Source organism: Selenomonas sp. oral taxon 920 (genome assembly GCF_001717585.1).
GTDB lineage: Bacteria > Bacillota > Negativicutes > Selenomonadales > Selenomonadaceae > Centipeda.
Window position 1 is genome coordinate 1,514,118 of sequence record NZ_CP017042.1, and the last position, 18,483, is coordinate 1,532,600.

Sequence of the window (18,483 nt, forward strand, 5' to 3'; positions counted from 1 at the left end):
CCTATTACACACGCTCTATGCCGGCAACGGCATAGGCAGACATCCCTTCTCCGCTGCCCGTAAATCCGAGCCGCTCTTCCGTTGTCGCCTTGACGTTGATATCACCAACAGATATCTCGATCATCCGTGCGATATTCTCACGCATCTCTTGAATATACGGCTGAAGCTTCGGTGCCTGCGCCACGATGCTCGCATCCACATTGCCGATGGTATAGCCCTCCGCACGCACGAGACGCGCCGCCTCCGCGAGAAGCTTGCCGCTGTCCGCACCGCGAAAACGCTCATCCGTATCAGGAAAATGCTTTCCAATATCACCAAGTGCCGCTGCGCCGAGCAGGGCGTCAGAAATGGCATGCAGGAGCACATCGGCATCCGAATGCCCAAGCAGTCCCTTTTCATACGGCACTTCCACACCGCCGAGAATGAGCTTTCGCCCTTCCACAAGCCGATGCACATCGTAGCCAATCCCGAACCGCGTCATTCTCCATCCCCCCTGCGCCGACGCACCACGCCGCCAAGGAGTCGCTTTGCCTCATGCACGGCGGTTTTCATCAGCTCGCCCGCCCCCATGTCGTTGCGCAGGATCGCCTCCGCAACCACCATGTCCTCGGGCGTTGTCACCTTGATATTGCTGTACTCTCCCTTGACAATGTGTACGGGAACACCGATACGCTCCACAAGGCTCGCATCATCCGTCCCAAGAAAGCCATCCTCATCGGCGTGCCGATTCGCCTCAAGCAGAATTTCCTTGCGAAAGCCCTGCGGCGTCTGCACCTGCCAAAGCGTACGGCGCGGCGGTGTCGAGACAACCACGCCGTCCTCTGCGGCAATCTTGATCGTGTTCTTCTCCGGCACAGCGACAATTGCCGCCCCCTCCGCACGTACGACGCGAATCAGCTCCTCGATCGTCTCACGCCGGATCAGCGGGCGCGCCGCGTCGTGCACAAGGATGATGTCCGCCTCCTCCGAGACAAGCGCAAGCCCGTTGCGTATGGAGTACTGCCGCTCCGTGCCGCCCTCGACCACACGCCACGGAGCGAGTCCCTTCACGCGGCTGAGGAGTCCGTGTACCGCGTCCACCTCATCTGCACCGACGGCAACGATCAGCTCCCCCACCTCGGGCACTTTGGAAAACGTGAGCAGCGTCCGCAAAAGCATCGGCTTTCCGGCAAGCGTCAAAAAGACCTTGTTCAGCCCCGCCTGCATCCGATGTGCCTGTCCCGCTGCGGGAAAAACCACACTAACCATCCGATCCTCCATCCGTTCAACGCGTCAGCTTGGCAAAGATCATGCGTCCTGCTGCCGTCTGAAGCGCCGATGTCACCTCCACGGTCACGACCTCGTTCATGCAGCGGAATCCACCGTCCACAACAATCATTGTTCCGTCATCGAGATAGGCAAGCCCCTGTCCGTGCTCCTTGCCCGGGCGGACAATCTGCACTGTCATGAGATCACCGGGAATGGCGACCGGCTTCACCGCGTTCGAGAGCGCGTTGATGTTGAGCACAGGAACACCGCGCAGCTGCGCCACCTTGTTCAGGTTGAAATCATTCGTGATGATCTTGCCGCCGATCTCCTGTGCGAGCTGCAGCAGCTTCGAATCCACCTCAGTAATGTCCTCGAAATCCGCCTCGGTAACCTCTACCTTCATGCGCGATTCCTTGCGGATCTTCTGCAGAATGTCAAGACCACGGCGCCCGCGCACGCGCTTCAAGGAGTCCGGCGAATCCGCAATGTGCTGCAGCTCCTCGAGGACAAAGACCGGAATGAGAAGCGTCCCCTCCAGAAAGCCCGTCTCACAGATGTCCGCAATGCGCCCGTCGATGATAACGCTCGTATCGAGCAGCTTGTACTGCCGATCCTCCTGCGCGGTAGGCATTGGATTCTGCGCAGGAACACGTGCCTCACGCATGCGCGACATATCGCGCAAAAACCGCGGGATAAAGTCAAATACAGCTGCGAGCTCCTCCTGTTTCCGCACCATGATGTGAACGCCGAGATAGCCAAGCACAATACTGAACACGATGGGAATGTAATCGCCGACAATCGGGATCATAGAAAACGCATCGCCCAGAAGGCGCGCAATGATAAGTCCGATAAAAAGACCGATTGCCCCTGCGATCACATCGCGTGTCGGCATCTTGCCCAGCTGTCCCTCCACCCAAACGGAAAGTCGTCGGAGACGCCCCGTAAAGAACGGCGCCAGCGGGTAACCGATGATGCCGCCGAGAATTGCGCCGAAGAGAATGCACAGAAGTCCTGCAAGCGAGAGTCCGAGCACACCGAGTTCAACATGCCAATATGGTTCCGAGAAACAGCCGCTCACCGTCGGAATCATGAGTTCGAAGAGTGTTCCGCCCACAATCGCCATGATGAGCACAATAAAAAAACGTAAGATGCGATCAAATAACAAAGATTCACCTCCTTTCATATATTTATGGTCGAAAAAAGGAAACGTATCCCTTCCTTCTCAGCTTTGTTCAGTATAATAAAAAAAATTCGCATTGTCAAAACAGAGTGTGCGAAAAGTGAATTTTACTCTTGACATCTATATCTTTTTGACTATAATGATAATCGTGTTCACTCTCTCTTTGTCATATATCCCCCATAGCCCTCTCGAACGCACGCACCGCAGGGCAGATGATCTGGATGGTTATGGGCAGCGCAGGCTGCTAAACCGTTCGTATCTGCAGCGGCGATCCTCCACCATTCATGTTGACGGGCGCATCTACCGCCTTGGTATGCGCATAATGTTCTAATCTATACAAAGGAGTTCATCTTATGTCAGGTTTTGAAAGCGCAGTCCACCTCTTTCACAGCGGAGGGCTGGTCATGTATCCCCTTTTGATTCTCTCGCTCATCACGATTGCGATTGCGGTGGAGCGGTTCTACTACTACCGTCTCAACCGCAAGGGTTCGCGCGTATTCTTCCACGGAGTCTATCACGCCGCCGTGCAGAAGGACTTTGACACAGTCGACAAGCTCTGCAAGGAATTCCCCTCCGCGATTGCCCGCATCATTGAAAGCGGTATGGAGAACGCATCCACGGAGACCTCGATGAAGAGCTCATTCTCCGACCGCATGTCGATGGAGTCGATCAACTTCCGCCGTTATCTCGACTATCTGAGCGCGATCGTCACGATCGCTCCGCTGCTTGGACTTCTCGGTACGGTCACAGGCATGATCCAGACATTCAGCGTGCTCGATGCGGGCGGCGGCGCAGCTGCGATTACGGGTGGTGTCGGTGAGGCACTTGTCGCTACTGCATCAGGTCTGTGCGTTGCGATCATTGCATTCTGTGTCTACACCTATTTCAGCCATCAGCTCGACACAATTGTGACAGATACGGAGCGTCTCTGTGCAACGATCGTCACGGCAAAGAAAGAAAGCTGGGATGCGTAATGAATTTTAACAATCACCGCATGAAGAAAAAGCCGGAATTCATGATTATCCCGATGATCGACATCATCTTCTTCCTGCTTGTTTTCTTCATGATGAACAGTCTCCAGACGGTTGCGCAGAAGGCACTCGCTGTCCAGCTGCCGCAGGCGCAGAGTGCGACCGCTCCGGCACAGCTCCCGATTATCATGACGATCGACGAGCAGGGGCATATCACGATTGACAACAATCCCGTGAGCATCACGGAGTCGGCGGCAATCATGAAGCGCCACATGGAGGAGAACCCGAATGCAGCGGTCGTCCTGCAGGCGGACAAGCGCACGGCACACGGGCAGGTGGTTGCCGTGATGGATATGCTCAAAGGAGCGGGGGTAAAAAAGCTCTCGATAGCTGCAGAACAGAAGGGATAGATATATGGAGCAACATCTCTCATGGAGAAAGGCCTATATCGTCTCTGCCGCCATCCACTTTGTAATTTTTCTTCTGCTCGCTGTCGGCCTTGCCGTAGTGGTTGCCGAAAAGGAGCAGCAAGTCTACGAGATCGATCTTCAAGCCTCTGATTTTAGTCAGGGCAGCGGACACGAGGGCGGCGGGAGTTCTTCCGAAAACCTCTTCCCTGAGCCGCTCAAGGCGGAGGAGGTCGCAAAACGCGTCGAGACGGTGCAGCAAACAATTCCACCCGTGACGCCGACGGAGGCCGTCACACCGATACAAGATGCTGTCACCGTTCCGCAGGCAGCATCCTCGTCCACAACCTCAGATTCCTCCGCTCCGCCCTCTGCGAGCACGGGCTCGTCCTCGGGCAGCGGCGACGGCAGTGGAAGCGGTACAGGTGCAGGTGCAGGAACGGGCAGCGGCGACGGTACGGGTGACGGACGGGGCACAGGTTCCGGCTCTGGTGCGGGTCAAGGCTCGGGCGACGGCAATGTCTCCGGAACGGGCAATGTTCCGTTTGATAAAGAAGGCTTCTGGGCAGCAGTCAATGCAAACAAGGAGTACCCCTACATGGCGATGAAACGTCATCTCGAGGGAACAACGACGATTGTTACGACAATCAGCGCTTCGGGGGCGATTACGAGTGTATCAGTCGCCTCCTCCTCAGGACACGGAATGCTCGATGACGCAGCAGTTGCAGCGGCATACGCTGTTGGCAGTTACCCGAATCCCACCGGCGCAACGGTATCGGTCACAACAAACGTGAATTTCAGTATTCGATAACACCCAATCAAAAAGCTGTGATGGAAAATTCCATCACAGCTTTTTGATTGCGATTATTTTTCCTCAAGCAGCTGCACAAGCTCGTCATAGTCCCGCTGCAGCTGCTCGTAGTCGTCCACCATCTGCAGAACCGTGAGCGCAGCAATCCGCTGCACATCGAAGCTGCGCACCTTCTTCGACATCTCCTTGATCCGGCGGTCACTCTCTGCCGCCAGCCGCTTGAGCCGCTCGGGTTCATCCGTCTTGAGCTGATAGGTCTGTCCAAACATCTCAATCACAACCCGCTGGGGCTGCTTTTTTTCTTCTGCCATGGCTCTCACCGCCTCTTATGCACGCAGCTGCGCGTGGAGTTGACTCTGCGCTGCCGCGAGAATATCGGCAAACGCCGCATCCACTTCCTCATCCGTCAAGGTCTTGTCGTCGGATTGAAAATGTAAGTGGAATGCCATGCTCTTCTTTCCGCTTTCGACCTGCTTTCCTGTATACACATCGAAGAGGGTCGCACCACGGAAGAACTTGCCGCCCTTCTTCGCGATGACGCGCTCAATCTCCGCCGTAGTAAGTCCTGCGTCCACGAGAACAGCAAGATCTCTCGTTGATGCCGGATACTTCGGCAGCGCCGCAATCGCACTGCGCTTCTTGCGGTAGCGCAGGAGTGTGTCAACCTCCATCTCAAAGACGCAGACGCTCTGTGGGATGTCGAAATTCGCGGCAACGCTCGGATGAATCTCGCCAAGGATCGCAATCACGTCACGGCCCTTTTTGAACAGTGCCGTCTTGCCTGGGTGCATGGCGAAGTGTTCACCACGCTCTACAGTATATTTGCTTACACCGATCGCCGTGAGGAAGCGTTCCACAATCCCCTTCAGATCATAGAAATCCACCATCGCATTGTCCGTATCCCACGCGATTGGATTGCGCCGCCCCGTGATGAGTCCCGCGACCATGAGCTTCTCGTCGGCAAGTTCCGTGATGGGCAGTGCCTTCGGGAAGAATACGGGCGCGATATCGAAGAGCCGCAGATCCATGTTCTTGCGTGCGACATTGCGCGACGCATTCTCAAGCACGCTCGTGAGGAGGGTTGTACGGATGAGCGGATACTCGTCCGTGAGCGGATTCATGATGGGAATCGCCTGACGAAGTTCACTGTCCGCAGGAACACCGAGTTTATCCAGTGTTTTTTCACTTGTAAAGCTGAACGAAAGTTCCTCTGTCATGCCGAGTGCGGCGAGTGTCCCGCGCATGAGCTCGATGAAGTCCTGCCGTTCACTCATCCTGCCCTGCTGTACGGCACCCTTCGGGAGTCGCGCAGCGATGTTGTCATAGCCGTAGAGGCGCGCGACCTCCTCGGAGATGTCCTCCATCATGGTCACATCACCGCGCCACGAGGGCACGACGGTGCGGTAGACCTCGAGTTCCTTCTCCTCGACAAGGAAGCCGAGTGAGCGGAGCGCAGACACCATCCAGTCACCGGGAATATTGGCACCGATACGCTCCCGAACATCACGCGCACTGAACTCAATGACGGTTGGCACCCGATGGGTCGGATAGACGTCGATCACGCCCTTTGCTGCTGTACACGCTCCCATTTCCACAAGCAGCTGCGCTGCGCGTGTCACCGCGCGTACGGTCTCCGTCTCGTCCACACCGCGCTCAAACCTGCCCGAGGACTCGGAGTGCAGACCGATGCGGCGCGCTGTACGGCGAATCGTCGGGCCGTGGAAGGATGCCGCCTCAAGGATGACCGAGCGCGTCCCCTCTGTGATCTCAGACTCGAGGCCGCCCATAATGCCCGCGAGCCCCGCGGGTTTCTCGCTGTCGGCAATGACAAGCTCATCCCCAACAGCAGTACGGCTCGAATCATCCAGTGTGTGCAGGTTCTCACCCGCATGTGCACGACGTGCGGTGAGACTATGCCCTGCAACGGCGTCATAGTCGTATGCGTGGAGCGGCTGTCCGAGTTCGAGCATGACGAAGTTCGTCACATCGACCACATTGTTGATGGAACGAATCCCCGCCCCACGCAGACGATCTGCCATCCACGCGGGCGCAGGTGCAATCTTTACATCGCGCAGTACACGTGCGGAAAAACGGCGGCATAGTTCCTCTGCCGCAATACCGATATGGACGAGTTCGGCAGCGTTCTCCGGTGCTGTTTCCTTCACCTCAATCGTCGGGAAGCGCAGTTCCTTTCCCGTCAGCGCCGCAATCTCGCGTGCAATGCCGACAACACTGAAACAGTCCGCACGGTTCGCCGTCAGCTCAAACTCGAGCACAACATCATCAAGTCCCAGTGCCTGAGCGGCGGGAATCCCGACGGGCGTATCATCCGGCAGAATGTAGATGCCGTTCACCTGCTCATCGGGCAGTCCCTCAATGTCCATCGCAAGCTCCCCTGCCGAGCACATCATGCCGTTCGAGGAGATGCCGCGCAGCTTTCCCTTTGAGATCTTCTTGCCGCCCGGCAGGACGGACCCGACCAGAGCAACAGGAACCACATGCCCCTCGCGTACATTGGCTGCGCCCGTCACAATCTGGAGCAGCTCCTCCCTGCCGATATTCAGCTGGCAGACGAGCAGGTGATCGGAGTCCGGATGTGGTGTAATCTTCTCAATGCGCCCCGTGATAACCTTCTCCAAGCCCTCGTCCGCGCGGACGATGTGCTCCACGGGAACACCCGCCATCGTGAGGCGGTCTGCAATTTGTTCTGCCGTCTCGTCAATATCTACATAGTCTTTCAGCCATTTGATAGAAACCTGCATTGTCCCGCCTCCTTAGAATTGCTGTAAGAACCGTACGTCATTGTCATAGAACAGGCGCAGATCATCTACGCCATAGGCGAGCATGGCAATACGCTCAACGCCCATGCCAAAGGCAAACCCCGACACCTGCGTTGGATCGTAGCCGCTCATGCGCAGAACGTTCGGGTGCACCATGCCCGCGCCGAGAATCTCGAGCCAACCCGTCCCCTTGCACACACGGCAGCCCGCACCGTGACAGGCGGAGCAGGAGATATCGACCTCGGTTGACGGCTCTGTGAACGGGAAGAAGCTCGGACGGAACCGAACTTTTGCATCCGCATCGAAGAGCTGATGCAGGCAGAGCTCGAGCGTGCCCTTCAGATCGGCAAAGGAGATCCCCTTGTCGATCACAAGCCCCTCGACCTGCGTGAACATCGGCGAGTGCGTCGCATCGTAGGAGTCGCGGCGATAGACGCGGCCGGGCGCGATCATGCGGATCGGCGCGTTCGGCTCGTTCTTCTGCATCGTGCGCGCCTGTACGGGTGAGGTCTGGGAGCGCAGGAGGATGTCCTCCGTGATATAAAACGAGTCCTGCATGTCGCGCGCGGGATGATCCTTCGGCAGATTCAGTGCCTCGAAGTTGAAATAGTCGCTCTCGATCTCAGGACCTTCCTCGATTGTGAAGCCCATCTGCAGGAAGATCTTCTGAATGCGATTCAGCGTGATCGTAAGCGGATGCAGATGCCCCACAGGTGCTGTGCGCCCCGGCAGTGTCACGTCGATCTGCTCGGCGGCAATCTTTGCCGCAAGTTCCCGCTGTGCCAGTTCCTCGGACTTCGCTGCGAGCAGCTCCTCGATCTCGGCACGTGCCTCGTTGACAATCTTGCCGATGCGCGGACGCTCTTCCTGTGCGAGTGCGCTCATCGTCCGCAGGAGGGCCGTCATCTCTCCCTTTTTTCCGAAAAATTTTACACGAACAGCGTTGAGTTCGCTGAGGCTCTCTGCCGTATCCGCAATCGCAGCGCGGGCTCGTTCTGTGAGTTCTCTGATCTTCTCGTCCATATCGTCCTCCTGCATGTGCACGAAATCATAGTATTTCTGCGCATTCGTTCCGTTCATTTCATAAAAATACCAATGCTCAGTTTACCATATCTACATAAAAAAATCCATGAAAGCCTGATGAAATGAAGTCGGAAGGAATTGAAGAATTTGCTCTTTTATAGTATGCTAAACGGAGTATTGCACGACATATTTCAAAAATCAGACGAATGACCGCTCAAGGAGGTCTCCATGGATACATTCATCAAGAGTATTTCGGAGCTGCTGGCACAACCGACCAGTCTATTCACCCTGCTCGCCGTGCTCATCTTCATCCTCGGTTATCTGCAGATGCGCCGCATCCACTTCACGACGAGCATGCTCATCAACGTTGCGCTGATGCTCGCACTGACCATTGTGCTCCATCAGCTGCGCATTTTCCATATGCCGCAGGGCGGCAGCATCACGCTCGGGGCGATGGTGCCGCTGCTCTTCCTCACTTACCGCTACGGCGCGGGCATCGGCTGTCTCTCAGGCTTCCTCTATGGGATGATCAATCTTATGCAGGACGCGTTTATCCTGCATCCCCTGCAGGTGCTCTTTGACTATCCGCTGCCCTATATGGCGCTTGCGCTCGCCGCAGTCCTCCCAGGGCGTTTTTATGCAGGCGCAATGCTCGCCTTTGCGGGACGGTTCCTCTGTCACTACATCTCAGGAGTTGTGTTCTTCGGCTCGTATGCACCGCCCGACACGTCGCCCTATCTCTACTCCCTCGTATTCAATGCGACCTATCTCATCCCCGAGGCAATCATCTGCCTTGTCCTCCTGCGTGTCCTGCCCGTACCGCGTCTCCTCAGCGCGATGGATCAGCGCACGCCGCTCTATGGGGCAAAGCTTGACGCATTAAGGAATCACTGATAAGCTGAATTTATCAGCGGTTCCTTCGCTCAGCTGTCCTCATACGTACGCACGCGCAGGGTCAGCCCGCGCTCGATGCAGATCTTACGGCAGCGCGCAATCTCCTCATTGTTCTCGACCTTCTCCACAACCGTAAGCACGACATTCGGCACATACGGCTTGCAGTGCTCGGCGAAATTCAGCATCGCCTCATAGGAGGAGATGCCGAATTTTGAGCGCGTGAGTGCGAGATAGCGCTCCGCATTCGAGGCGTTAAGGCTGATGGATATGGTATCGAGCAGTCCTGCAAAGCGTTCCGCGAATTCGCAGCCATGCTCGAGCTCCCCGAGTCCGTTCGTATTGACGCGCGTCGGTATATGTGGATGCAGCTCCTTCACATGGCGCAGGACGGTAAGTACGGCATCGAGCCGAATGAGCGGCTCTCCAAAGCCGCAGCAGACCACCTCGCTCACGTATTCCCACGGCAGACGGTCGAGTTCCGCAAGGATCTCCTTGGTCGATGGGTCACGCTCAATCCACAGCGAGGATTCCTTTGCCATCTCCTTCATGCTGCGCAGACAGAAAACGCAGTCACAGTTGCAGTCATTCGTAATGTTAACATAGACGGCACGCTTTCCCTCCGGCTGCTCCCGAAGACTCTCCTCGATGGGAAGATAACGCCCGCCTGCATGTGTCGCATATACAATCATAGAATTCTCCTATCATACACAGAAATGAGAAAAGCTGCCGCAATGCGACAGCTTATTTTTACGCCAACGTCCTACAACACCGTCAGCTCGCCCATAAACTCCTCGAACGGGAGACCGTAGTTCCACGGCAGATCCAGTTCCTCGGCATATGCAAGGCAGTGCCCGATAAAGTCCGCCGCGCGCTGCGCTCCCTCCTCGATGGGGATCCCCCGCACCAGCGCCGCTGCCACAATCGCAGCAAACGCATCGCCGGCCCCGGAACGGTCGCGCCCGACCTTCGGGTTGTCGAACGAACGCCCGTCTCCATCCGCATAGAGATAGGTACGCACATTCTCACCCGCATGAAGCCCTGTGATAATGACTGTTCGCGGTCCCATTGCCGCAATTTCTGCCGCCATCTGCGCGAGCTCATCCGCCGTTACAAGTCCGCCCCTCGGGTATGAAATGCCGAGCAGCTGACACGCCTCTGTAAGGTTTGGCGTTACCAGGTCCGCATACGGAAGCAGCTGCCGCATCTTGCCGCAGAGCTCCGGCGTATAGGAGGAGTAAAGGCTGCCGTTGTCCCCCATCACAGGATCGACAATGACGCGTGTATCACGCCCCTTAAAGCGTGCAATACACTCCAATACGACTTCGATCTGTCGCTCCGAGCCGAGAAATCCCGTCAGGATCGCGTCAAAATCGAGCTTATTCGCCGCCCAGTTCTCCATATAGGGACGCATGCGCTCCGTATAGTCGTCGAGATAGTGATGCGGAAACCCCGTATGCACCGAGAGGATCGCTGTCGGAAGCGGGCACGCCTGCACGCGCAGCGCAGATATCAGCGGCAGCTGCACGGTCACTGAACAACGCCCGAATCCCGTGATGTCGTTGATGAGGGCGATTCGTTTCTGCCGCGCCATCAGCGGTTATCCACCCGTTCCGGCACGCGGTCGTGCATGGACAAGCGCTCCCATGCAAGCTGCTCGTACTTCGTCCCCGGCATGCCGTAGTTTGCATAAGGGTCGATTGAGATGCCGCCGCGCGGCAGGAACTTTCCCTGCACCTCGATGTATTTCGGCGCCATCAGGCGAACGAGATCACACAGGATAACATTCACTACGTCCTCATGAAAGTCGCCGTGATTGCGAAAACTCACGAGGTAGAGCTTCAGCGATTTGCTCTCGACCATACGCTCTGCAGGCATATAGGAGATGTAGATTGTGCCGTAGTCCGGCTGCCCCGTGATCGGACAGAGTGTCGTAAACTCCGGACAATTGAACCGTACCCAGTAATCGTGATCCGTATGTTTATTCTGAAAGGTCTCAAGTGCCTCAGGTGCGTAGTCATAGCCGTAGTCTGTGCGCCGCTCCCCGAGGAGTGTCAGCCCCTCCTGTGTCTTTTCTCTTGCCATTACATCCCCAAGAATTTCTTTTCAAATACATCCTGCGGCTCCGGACGGCCGAAGAGATAGCCCTGTATTGTATCCGTCTTGCAGATCTTCACGAGACAGTCGTACTCCTCTTGCTGCTCCACACCTTCGATGCAGGTGGTCATGCCGATGCTGTGGCACAGATCCACCGTGTACTCCACGAGTTTCTGATCGAAATGGTTCTCGAGAATCCGTATGACAAAGGCACGGTCAATCTTCACAATGTCGCAGTTCAGATTCTTCAGCGACGAGAGCGAAGAGTAGCCTGTACCGAAGTCATCCATCGCCACCTTGATGCCGTGGCTACGGAACACATCGAACTGAGCATTGACGAATTTCAGATCGCTGACAATCTTGCTCTCCGTGAGCTCGAGCACAACAGCATCCGACGGCATATCATGCCGCCGCAGACAGTCTTCTACGAACTCGAGGAAGGAGAGATCCTTGATCTGCTCGTAGCTCATGTTGACGCTCATGTGGAAATCCGGTATGCGCTTCCGCCATTCCTTGCAGACGCGCAGCGCCTGCTCGAAGATCCAGCGCCCGACGGGCACAATCGTCTTTGTCTCCTCCAGAATGCGGATGAACTCCATCGGTGCGACCATGCGGCCCTTGCTGTTCTTCCAGCGGAGCAGTGTCTCCGCACCCACGAGATGCTGATCGTCTCCCGCCACCTGCGGCTGGAAATAGAGCTCGAAATTGCGGCAGCCCGCCTTGACATCCTGCAGGATCTGCTCCTGGATCGTCAGAGAGCGCAGCCAGCGATTGTAGACTTCCTTTGAGAACTCGTTGATCCGATTCTTGCCGCCCGACTTCGCAGCATCCAGTGCCGCCTGCGCATATTTGTGCAGGACAAGCGGATCGCGCGCCGACTGCGGATAGAACACCATGCCCGCCGATACAGTGACGATGTACTGCCGCCCGTCATACATCTGCGGATGTGCAAACTCGCGCTGAACACGGATGAAGAACTCTGTCAGCATATCCGCATCCGCCCCCGGATAGATGAGCCCGAACTCATCGCCGTCCAGACGGTAGAGGGAAAGCTTGCGCGGGATATTCTGGAGGATGCGCTCGGAGATCTGACGCAGAATGATATCGCCGATCTCATGGTTGAACGCCTCGTTGACTGTGCGGAAATTGTCGATGCCCATGACGAGGAGTCCGCCGCTCCCGCCCGTCTCACGTGCCTCACGCAGCGCCGCCCCCAGATCCTCGATAAATTGGTAGCGGTTGAGGAGTCCCGTGACCGAGTCTGCAGAGTTGCGCCGCGCGAGCTGGCTGATCGTCCCGACGAAGAGATTCGGCGTTCCATCCTCGGAAGTACCGATCTTCCCCTTCAGACGCAGCCACGAAAAATCGCCCTTTGCATCCTTCATACGAAAGTCAAGCTGACGATCCCGTCCCTCAGTCAGATTGCCGAGCGAGGAGAAGAGCTCCGCCAGAGGCTTTCGATCCTGCATATAGACGAGCGGGGTCAACAGCCCCGCGATATCTTCCATCGTCTCTGCGGGGAGGTCATACGTCTGAACGAATGACGGTGCAGCAAGAAAGACGCCGACGGTCGGATCCATCATAAAGACATAGTCAGAGGCCGTATTCTTCATCAGATCAAAGATGAACTTATGCTTTTTGAGCACGGGGCTCAGCGCATTTTTCTTCTTTCCGCTCATATTCCCTTCCCTCGCATTTCACACACTTCTACCCTCGTCTACGAAAATGATTTTTCTTTTTTGCTATTATATACCTTTTCTCGTTGCGGCGCAACTGAACAATCCAATACGGACAAGGCATTCACACATATGGAAAATATTTTTAGCGTTTTCTCCAACATTGCTTGAAAAAATCACATGGTTTGTTTATGATAAACAAGGAACAATAACACAGCGGCAAAGGAGATTTATGGCATGGCTATTACAGAACTGACGGCAGACATGTTTGACAGCGAAGTGTTGCAGAGTGACCAATTGGTCATTGTCGATTTCTGGGCAACATGGTGTACCCCCTGCAGTATGCTCGTCCCTATTCTGGAGGAGATTGCCGCAGAGCATACGGACATCAAGATCTGCAAGATCAACATGGATGAGGCGCAGGACATCGCCGAGAAATACGGCGTGATGAGCCTCCCCTGCCTCATCTTCTTCAAGCAGGGGAAAGCCGTCGAAGAGTGCATCGGGTTGGTCTCAAAGGATCGAATTGTATCGCTCCTGCCGGAATGAAACGACATAGAGGAAGGGCTTGGTCAGGTCAGACCAAGCCCTTCCTCTATGTCTGTGTGCAGAAACGCTGACGCAGCGCCTCATATAAAACAGCGGTCGCCGCCGTCGCGACATTCAGCGACTCGGCACGCCCGCGCATGGGGATGTAGACGGGTTCCGCAGCAGTGAGAATCTCCTCCGATACGCCGTTCGCCTCATTCCCAAAGACAATAATTGCAGGACGGCAGAGATCTTCAGAAAAATGAGGCTTTGCGTTTGCATCGCACGCAGCCGCGAGGAGGTCCATCCCCTCACTTCCTGCAAAGCGGATCAGCTCCTCTGCCGAAACCCCCTCGGCAAAAGGGATGTGAAAGAGCGATCCCATCGTCGCACGTATGACCTTACCGCTGTATACGTCTGCTGATCCGCGCAGAAGAATGACCGCAGAGGCACCGACCGCATCCGCCGTCCGCAGAATCGTCCCGACATTGCCGGGATCCTGCACGCGGTCAAGTGCAATGCAGAGCGGTGCATCTGCCTGCCCGCGCACACACAGTGCATCGAGCAAAACGCCCCGTTTTCGTTCCATCAGGAGAACGATCCCCTGCGGATGTTCCGTCTCGGCAATCGTTGAAAAGATCGCCTCCGTGACGCATGCCGCATTCGTGCCGCGTGCGATCAATGTGTCTACAAGCGCACGCGTACGTTCTCCTGAGAGCGCGCGTTCCGTCACAAGGACGTGCCGTATCTTCCAATCGGAGGAAGCAGCCGTCTCCGCAAGGCGCAGCCCCTCAACCGTAAAGAGCCCCTCTTTTGTCGCACGTCGATGTGTATGCACGACAGCGGATGTCAGCCGAATCAGTGGATTCGCCGCACTTGTAATTTCCTGTATATTCTTCATCATAAAAAAGAAAAGGCTGCTGCACGAGCCTTTGAATCGACTCTGTACAGCAGTCCCTCTATCCGTATTACTGGTTCTCCTTCGCCACGTTGACGATCTGCGTGAATGCAGCTGCGTCAGCAACAGCGAGGTCGGCGAGCATCTTGCGGTTGACCTCGACACCGGCTTTCGTCAGACCCGCGACGAGACGGCTGTACGAAATGCCGTTTGCACGGGCAGCTGCATTGATGCGGGCGATCCAGAGACGGCGGAACGTCCCCTTCTTCGCACGGCGGTCACGACGTGCGTAGTAGAGCGCCTTCATGACGGTCTCGTTTGCCTTCTTGAACTGCTTGCTGCGCGAGCCGCGATAGCCCTTTGCGAGCTTCAGGATCTTCTTATGACGACGATGTGCTGTGACACCGCTTTTTACTCTTGGCATTGCATTTCCTCCTTGTTCCTACCCACACGCGGGGTCTTCGTATCTGCCCCAGTTATGCGTAGGGGAGCATCTTGCGGATGCGCTTGTAGTCCGACGTATCGGCAAGAGCGGCCTTGCGCAGATTGCGCTTGCGCTTCGGCGTCTTCTTCTCCAGAATATGTCTCTTATACGCCTTGTTGCGGCGGAATTCTCCGCTCCCGGTTACGCTGAAGCGCTTTGCTGCGGCGCGGCGCGTTTTAATCTTCGGCATCGCCATTTCCTCCTTTATCTTCCTTCGCGGGTTTGACTGTCTTGGTCGGCTTCGTAACCTTCGGGGAAAGGATCATGGTCATGTTCTTCCCCTCCAGTTTGGCGCCGCGCTCAATGGTCACGAGTTCCGTCATCCGCTCGGCAACGCGGTCGAGAACCGCACGCCCGAGTTCCGGATGAGAGAGCTCTCTGCCGCGGAACATGATCGTTACCTTGACCTTATTGCCCTCTTCGACGAAGCGGAGCGCATTCTTCAGCTTCACATTGAAGTCGTGTTCGTCGATGTTCGGACGCAGTTTGACCTCTTTGATGCTGATTGTCTTTTGCTTCTTCTTCGCTTCTTTCTCGCGTTTCTGCTGCTCATAGCGGAACTTTCCAAAGTCCATGATGCGGCAGACGGGCGGCTTTGCCTTTGGTGCAACCTCGACCAGGTCGAGATGCTGCTCCTCCGCCATGCGAAGGGCATCGCGCGTCAGCATAATGCCAAGCTGTTCTCCCTCCGCGCTGGTGACACGCACCTCACGGATGTGGATTTCTTCATTGATTCGCAAAGATTCCCTGCTTATGGCAAGAACACCTCCTGGTTCGGATGCACGCATATACGCCATCCGGCAATAGAAAAGGGCGGCATAAAGCCACCCTTGAAATATCTTTCATTCGACCCGACGCACAGTCTGTCCGCAGGTGAGAAGCGGTGGCTTCTGCTTGTAACAGATGCCATACTACCATAAAGACAGGCTGCTTGTCAATACTCCTGTGCGCGCAAAGCAATTTTTTCCTGCACAAGCGCAATAAAGTCGGCCACCGTCAGCGTCTCGCTGTCCTTCTCACCGTACTTACGAAGTGCAACGGTATGATTCTCCTGTTCCTGATCCCCCACAACGAGCGTGTACGGTGTCTTCTTAACCTGGCTCTCGCGGATCTTGTAGCCCGTCTTCTCGTTCCGATCGTCCACAAGGGCGCGGATGCCGAGATCGAACATCTGCTGACGCAGCTGTTCTGCGTATGCCGCATGACGCTCCGTAATCGGCAGGATGCGCACCTGTACGGGCGCCATCCACACGGGGAACGCACCCGCATAGTTCTCGATCAGGATGCCGATAAAGCGCTCGATCGAGCCGTATACAACGCGGTGCAGCATAACGGGGCGATGTTTCTCCCCATCCTCGCCGACATACGTCAGATCGAATTTCTCGGGCAGACTCATGTCCAGCTGGATCGTTCCGCACTGCCATGTGCGGCCGATGGAGTCGCGCAGATGGAAGTCGATCTTCGGCCCATAGAACGCCCCGTCGCCCTCGTTGACCACAAAGTCCAGCCCACGATTTTCGAGCGCCTTTCTGAGACCATCTGTCGCGAGTTCCCACATCTCGTCCGACCCCATCGAATCCTCGGGACGCGTCGAGAGCTCCGCCTTGTACGAGAGTCCGAAGGTACGGTAGACCTCATCAAAGAGATCAATCGTATGCTGAATCTCGCCCTCGATCTGGTCGGGCGTGACAAAGAGATGTGCATCGTCCTGCGTGAAGTTGCGGACACGGAAGAGGCCGTGCAGGGCACCCGAAAGCTCATGACGATGCACGAGCCCAAGCTCTGCGAGGCGCAGCGGCAGATCGCGGTAGCTGTGGAGCTGCGAGCGGTAGACAAGCATGCAGCCGGGGCAGTTCATCGGCTTGATCGCGTAGTCCTCTTCGTCAATCTCGGTCGTATACATATTCTCACGGTAGTGGAACCAATGTCCCGAGGTCTCCCAGAGCTTTCGGCTGAGAATCACGGGCGTGCTGATCTCCTGATAGCCGTAGCGGCGGTGTACCTCACGCCAGTAGTCCAGCAGCGCGTTGCGCAGGAGCATGCCGTTCGGATGGAAGAACGGGAAGCCCGGTCCTTCCTCATGGATGCTGAAAAGGTCAAGTTCCCTGCCAAGCTTGCGATGGTCGCGCTTTGCCGCCTCCTCGAGCATGTGGAGGTAGGCATCCAGCTCCTCCTGCTTTTCAAATGCCGTGCCGTAGATGCGCTGCAGCATTTTGTTCTTCTCGCTGCCGCGCCAGTACGCACCTGCAACGCTCTGCAGCTTAAACGCCTTGACCTTGCCCGTACTCATGACGTGCGGCCCCGCGCAGAGATCCGTGAACTCCCCCTGCGTATAGGTGGAGATGATCTCGCCCTCGGGCAGATCCTCAATCAGCTCAACCTTGTAGTTCTCTCCCTTGGCTCGGAAGAACTCGATTGCCTCATTGCGCGGAATCTCGCGGCGCTCAAGTTTCAGATTCTCCTTGACGATCTTCTTCATTTCCTTCTCGATGTCACGCAGATCGGCATCCGTCAGCTGACGGTCGAGGTCAAAGTCATAGTAGAAGCCGTTTTCGATTGCAGGTCCGATGGCGAGCTGCACGTTGCAGTCCGCATAGAGACGCTTCACTGCCTGAGCCATGATATGTGCAGCGGTGTGGCGCAGGGCATGGCGGCCGCCTGCATCCTCAAAGGTCAGCACCTGAAACGCAGCATCCTGCGTCACAGGCGTTGTCAGATCGACAACCTTCCCGTTAAGGCTCGCCGCAAGTGCTTTCTTTGCGAGCGAGTTGCTCATTCCCTTCACGACATCCAGCAGCGTCGTCCCCGCCTCTGCCTCACGAATGGAACCATCCGGCAGTGTCAGCTTTATCATAGAACGCTCTCCCTTCAAATATACAAAAGCCCTGCCCCTGTGGGATAGGAAATCCATCCCCCAGGGACAAGGCAATCGGAAGCACCGATAAAATCAATGCTTCCGTAAGTTTCCACCCTAATCGGTAACGTCATTATAAGGCGCACGGGCGGCTGTGTCAAGGGATTTGTGCTCTGCCATTGCCTGCAGCTGCTCTGCTGATTCGAGAACAGGGATTTGCAGGTGGCGCCCCACACTGACGGCACCGTCCGGAGCCAGACCGTTGACCTCGATGATCGCCTCCTCAAGCTGCTCCGCCATTGTTTCCCTCGTCGCATACCTGCGCGCGATTGACCAGACATTCTCACCGCGCGACACCTGCACCTCGATGAAGTCCGATGACCGCAGATATGGGTTTGTCAGATGGAGTGCAGAAATGCCCATCCACATGAGGGCAAATACACTGAGAAAAAGACCGATACGTTTCATCACGATCCCTCCGCTCATTTAATATCCGTATATACATTCTCAAAACTTTTGTTCGTATGTATAATAGCACAGAAAAGGTGTTCGGTCAACGTTTTACGAACAAATTTTTGCGAAATTTTTGTTCGTAAAACATATTTTTGCAAAGAAAAAGGGCCATGCTTGAAAGC

21 protein-coding genes are annotated in these 18,483 nt (G+C 56.0%); 5 read left to right on the forward strand and 16 right to left on the reverse strand.

The window, feature by feature from the left end:
- Nucleotides 1-4 precede the first annotated feature (4 nt).
- From ispF to BCS37_RS07250, 3 genes are read right to left on the reverse strand one after another with little or no spacing between them, the layout of a single operon-like run.
- Nucleotides 5-481 (reverse strand): 2-C-methyl-D-erythritol 2,4-cyclodiphosphate synthase, encoded by a 477-nt coding sequence (gene ispF / locus BCS37_RS07240; RefSeq protein ID WP_069180820.1) that lies wholly within the window; start codon nucleotides 479-481, stop codon nucleotides 5-7.
- Entirely contained in the window at nucleotides 478-1,248 is a 771-nt protein-coding gene (gene ispD, locus BCS37_RS07245) for a 2-C-methyl-D-erythritol 4-phosphate cytidylyltransferase (protein WP_069180821.1), read from the reverse strand. Before ispD ends, ispF begins: the two co-directional genes overlap by 4 nt.
- 16 nt (nucleotides 1,249-1,264) lie before the next feature.
- Nucleotides 1,265-2,413, reverse strand: coding sequence for a PIN/TRAM domain-containing protein (locus BCS37_RS07250; RefSeq protein ID WP_069180822.1), 1,149 nt, complete (start codon nucleotides 2,411-2,413; stop codon nucleotides 1,265-1,267).
- 368 nt (nucleotides 2,414-2,781) lie between these two features.
- Here BCS37_RS07250 and BCS37_RS07255 point away from each other — a divergent pair, with 368 nt between their 5' ends.
- The 3 genes from BCS37_RS07255 to BCS37_RS07265 are packed head-to-tail and all read left to right on the forward strand — an operon-like array spanning nucleotide 2,782 to nucleotide 4,617.
- Nucleotides 2,782-3,402: a MotA/TolQ/ExbB proton channel family protein gene (locus BCS37_RS07255; RefSeq protein WP_069180823.1), complete on the forward strand. Its 621-nt coding sequence runs from the start codon at nucleotides 2,782-2,784 to the stop codon at nucleotides 3,400-3,402.
- The gene (locus BCS37_RS07260) at nucleotides 3,402-3,809 is read left to right on the forward strand and encodes an ExbD/TolR family protein (protein ID WP_069180824.1); all 408 of its coding nucleotides are present in this window, start codon (nucleotides 3,402-3,404) and stop codon (nucleotides 3,807-3,809) included. Before BCS37_RS07255 ends, BCS37_RS07260 begins: the two co-directional genes overlap by 1 nt.
- 4 nt (nucleotides 3,810-3,813) lie before the next feature.
- Nucleotides 3,814-4,617 carry a TonB family protein gene (locus tag BCS37_RS07265; protein ID WP_069180825.1) on the forward strand — a complete coding sequence of 268 codons (804 nt, stop codon included), beginning with the start codon at nucleotides 3,814-3,816 and terminating at the stop codon, nucleotides 4,615-4,617.
- Between the two features lie 53 nt (nucleotides 4,618-4,670).
- Here BCS37_RS07265 and BCS37_RS07270 read toward each other — a convergent pair whose 3' ends face one another.
- Genes BCS37_RS07270 through pheS form a run of 3 tightly spaced genes read right to left on the reverse strand, consistent with a single transcriptional unit; the run spans nucleotide 4,671 to nucleotide 8,420 of the window.
- The gene (locus tag BCS37_RS07270) at nucleotides 4,671-4,928 is read right to left on the reverse strand and encodes a cell division protein ZapA (protein ID WP_069180826.1); all 258 of its coding nucleotides are present in this window, start codon (nucleotides 4,926-4,928) and stop codon (nucleotides 4,671-4,673) included.
- A gap of 15 nt (nucleotides 4,929-4,943) precedes the next feature.
- Nucleotides 4,944-7,379: a phenylalanine--tRNA ligase subunit beta gene (gene pheT / locus BCS37_RS07275; RefSeq protein ID WP_069180827.1), complete on the reverse strand. Its 2,436-nt coding sequence runs from the start codon at nucleotides 7,377-7,379 to the stop codon at nucleotides 4,944-4,946.
- A 12-nt stretch (nucleotides 7,380-7,391) separates the two neighbouring features.
- Nucleotides 7,392-8,420 carry a phenylalanine--tRNA ligase subunit alpha gene (gene pheS / locus BCS37_RS07280; RefSeq protein ID WP_069181572.1) on the reverse strand — a complete coding sequence of 343 codons (1,029 nt, stop codon included), beginning with the start codon at nucleotides 8,418-8,420 and terminating at the stop codon, nucleotides 7,392-7,394.
- A 228-nt stretch (nucleotides 8,421-8,648) separates the two neighbouring features.
- Here pheS and thiT point away from each other — a divergent pair, with 228 nt between their 5' ends.
- Nucleotides 8,649-9,314 carry an energy-coupled thiamine transporter ThiT gene (thiT, locus tag BCS37_RS07285; protein ID WP_069180828.1) on the forward strand — a complete coding sequence of 222 codons (666 nt, stop codon included), beginning with the start codon at nucleotides 8,649-8,651 and terminating at the stop codon, nucleotides 9,312-9,314.
- Between the two features lie 29 nt (nucleotides 9,315-9,343).
- Here thiT and BCS37_RS07290 read toward each other — a convergent pair whose 3' ends face one another.
- The 4 genes from BCS37_RS07290 to BCS37_RS07305 all read right to left on the reverse strand — a co-directional run bounded on the left by BCS37_RS07290 (nucleotide 9,344) and on the right by BCS37_RS07305 (nucleotide 13,087).
- Nucleotides 9,344-10,003 (reverse strand): TatD family nuclease-associated radical SAM protein, encoded by a 660-nt coding sequence (locus BCS37_RS07290; protein ID WP_069180829.1) that lies wholly within the window; start codon nucleotides 10,001-10,003, stop codon nucleotides 9,344-9,346.
- A 71-nt stretch (nucleotides 10,004-10,074) separates the two neighbouring features.
- Complete coding sequence (locus BCS37_RS07295) at nucleotides 10,075-10,905, reverse strand: pyridoxamine kinase (protein WP_069180830.1); 831 nt, start codon at nucleotides 10,903-10,905, stop codon at nucleotides 10,075-10,077.
- Nucleotides 10,905-11,396, reverse strand: a complete 492-nt coding sequence (gene queF / locus BCS37_RS07300) for a preQ(1) synthase (protein WP_069180831.1) — start codon at nucleotides 11,394-11,396, stop codon at nucleotides 10,905-10,907. The genes BCS37_RS07295 and queF overlap by 1 nt, the downstream gene beginning before the upstream one ends.
- A complete protein-coding gene (locus BCS37_RS07305) occupies nucleotides 11,396-13,087 on the reverse strand; it encodes a putative bifunctional diguanylate cyclase/phosphodiesterase (RefSeq protein WP_069180832.1) in 1,692 nt (563 codons plus the stop codon). The genes queF and BCS37_RS07305 overlap by 1 nt, the downstream gene beginning before the upstream one ends.
- A 234-nt stretch (nucleotides 13,088-13,321) precedes the next feature.
- Between BCS37_RS07305 and trxA the strand changes: the two genes are divergently transcribed.
- Nucleotides 13,322-13,633, forward strand: coding sequence for a thioredoxin (gene trxA, locus BCS37_RS07310; protein WP_069180833.1), 312 nt, complete (start codon nucleotides 13,322-13,324; stop codon nucleotides 13,631-13,633).
- A 46-nt stretch (nucleotides 13,634-13,679) separates the two neighbouring features.
- On the opposite strand, the gene BCS37_RS07315 is transcribed toward trxA, so the two are convergent.
- From BCS37_RS07315 to BCS37_RS07340, 6 genes are all read right to left on the reverse strand, one after another.
- Nucleotides 13,680-14,513, reverse strand: coding sequence for a TrmH family RNA methyltransferase (locus BCS37_RS07315; RefSeq protein ID WP_069181573.1), 834 nt, complete (start codon nucleotides 14,511-14,513; stop codon nucleotides 13,680-13,682).
- 67 nt (nucleotides 14,514-14,580) lie between these two features.
- Nucleotides 14,581-14,934: a 50S ribosomal protein L20 gene (gene rplT, locus BCS37_RS07320; protein WP_069180834.1), complete on the reverse strand. Its 354-nt coding sequence runs from the start codon at nucleotides 14,932-14,934 to the stop codon at nucleotides 14,581-14,583.
- A 52-nt stretch (nucleotides 14,935-14,986) separates the two neighbouring features.
- Complete coding sequence (gene rpmI / locus BCS37_RS07325) at nucleotides 14,987-15,184, reverse strand: 50S ribosomal protein L35 (RefSeq protein WP_006693988.1); 198 nt, start codon at nucleotides 15,182-15,184, stop codon at nucleotides 14,987-14,989.
- Entirely contained in the window at nucleotides 15,171-15,734 is a 564-nt protein-coding gene (gene infC / locus BCS37_RS07330; protein ID WP_069180835.1) for a translation initiation factor IF-3, read from the reverse strand. Before infC ends, rpmI begins: the two co-directional genes overlap by 14 nt.
- Before the next feature lie 194 nt (nucleotides 15,735-15,928).
- Nucleotides 15,929-17,848, reverse strand: a complete 1,920-nt coding sequence (thrS, locus tag BCS37_RS07335; RefSeq protein WP_069180836.1) for a threonine--tRNA ligase — start codon at nucleotides 17,846-17,848, stop codon at nucleotides 15,929-15,931.
- A 117-nt stretch (nucleotides 17,849-17,965) separates the two neighbouring features.
- The gene (locus tag BCS37_RS07340) at nucleotides 17,966-18,316 is read right to left on the reverse strand and encodes a LysM peptidoglycan-binding domain-containing protein (protein ID WP_069180837.1); all 351 of its coding nucleotides are present in this window, start codon (nucleotides 18,314-18,316) and stop codon (nucleotides 17,966-17,968) included.
- Nucleotides 18,317-18,483 lie beyond the last annotated feature (167 nt).

Coding starts and splice junctions, on each gene's coding strand:
- ispF (WP_069180820.1), bottom strand. CDS start 481: ATGACGCGGTTCGGGATTGGCTACGATGTGCATCGGCTTGTGGAAGGG.
- rplT (WP_069180834.1), bottom strand. CDS start 14,934: ATGCCAAGAGTAAAAAGCGGTGTCACAGCACATCGTCGTCATAAGAAG.
- BCS37_RS07260 (WP_069180824.1), top strand. CDS start 3,402: ATGAATTTTAACAATCACCGCATGAAGAAAAAGCCGGAATTCATGATT.
- pheT (WP_069180827.1), bottom strand. CDS start 7,379: ATGCAGGTTTCTATCAAATGGCTGAAAGACTATGTAGATATTGACGAG.
- thrS (WP_069180836.1), bottom strand. CDS start 17,848: ATGATAAAGCTGACACTGCCGGATGGTTCCATTCGTGAGGCAGAGGCG.
- BCS37_RS07340 (WP_069180837.1), bottom strand. CDS start 18,316: ATGAAACGTATCGGTCTTTTTCTCAGTGTATTTGCCCTCATGTGGATG.
- rpmI (WP_006693988.1), bottom strand. CDS start 15,184: ATGCCGAAGATTAAAACGCGCCGCGCCGCAGCAAAGCGCTTCAGCGTA.
- queF (WP_069180831.1), bottom strand. CDS start 11,396: ATGGCAAGAGAAAAGACACAGGAGGGGCTGACACTCCTCGGGGAGCGG.
- ispD (WP_069180821.1), bottom strand. CDS start 1,248: ATGGTTAGTGTGGTTTTTCCCGCAGCGGGACAGGCACATCGGATGCAG.
- BCS37_RS07255 (WP_069180823.1), top strand. CDS start 2,782: ATGTCAGGTTTTGAAAGCGCAGTCCACCTCTTTCACAGCGGAGGGCTG.
- trxA (WP_069180833.1), top strand. CDS start 13,322: ATGGCTATTACAGAACTGACGGCAGACATGTTTGACAGCGAAGTGTTG.
- BCS37_RS07295 (WP_069180830.1), bottom strand. CDS start 10,905: ATGGCGCGGCAGAAACGAATCGCCCTCATCAACGACATCACGGGATTC.
- BCS37_RS07270 (WP_069180826.1), bottom strand. CDS start 4,928: ATGGCAGAAGAAAAAAAGCAGCCCCAGCGGGTTGTGATTGAGATGTTT.
- BCS37_RS07290 (WP_069180829.1), bottom strand. CDS start 10,003: ATGATTGTATATGCGACACATGCAGGCGGGCGTTATCTTCCCATCGAG.
- thiT (WP_069180828.1), top strand. CDS start 8,649: ATGGATACATTCATCAAGAGTATTTCGGAGCTGCTGGCACAACCGACC.
- BCS37_RS07265 (WP_069180825.1), top strand. CDS start 3,814: ATGGAGCAACATCTCTCATGGAGAAAGGCCTATATCGTCTCTGCCGCC.
- pheS (WP_069181572.1), bottom strand. CDS start 8,420: ATGGACGAGAAGATCAGAGAACTCACAGAACGAGCCCGCGCTGCGATT.
- BCS37_RS07315 (WP_069181573.1), bottom strand. CDS start 14,513: ATGAAGAATATACAGGAAATTACAAGTGCGGCGAATCCACTGATTCGG.
- BCS37_RS07305 (WP_069180832.1), bottom strand. CDS start 13,087: ATGAGCGGAAAGAAGAAAAATGCGCTGAGCCCCGTGCTCAAAAAGCAT.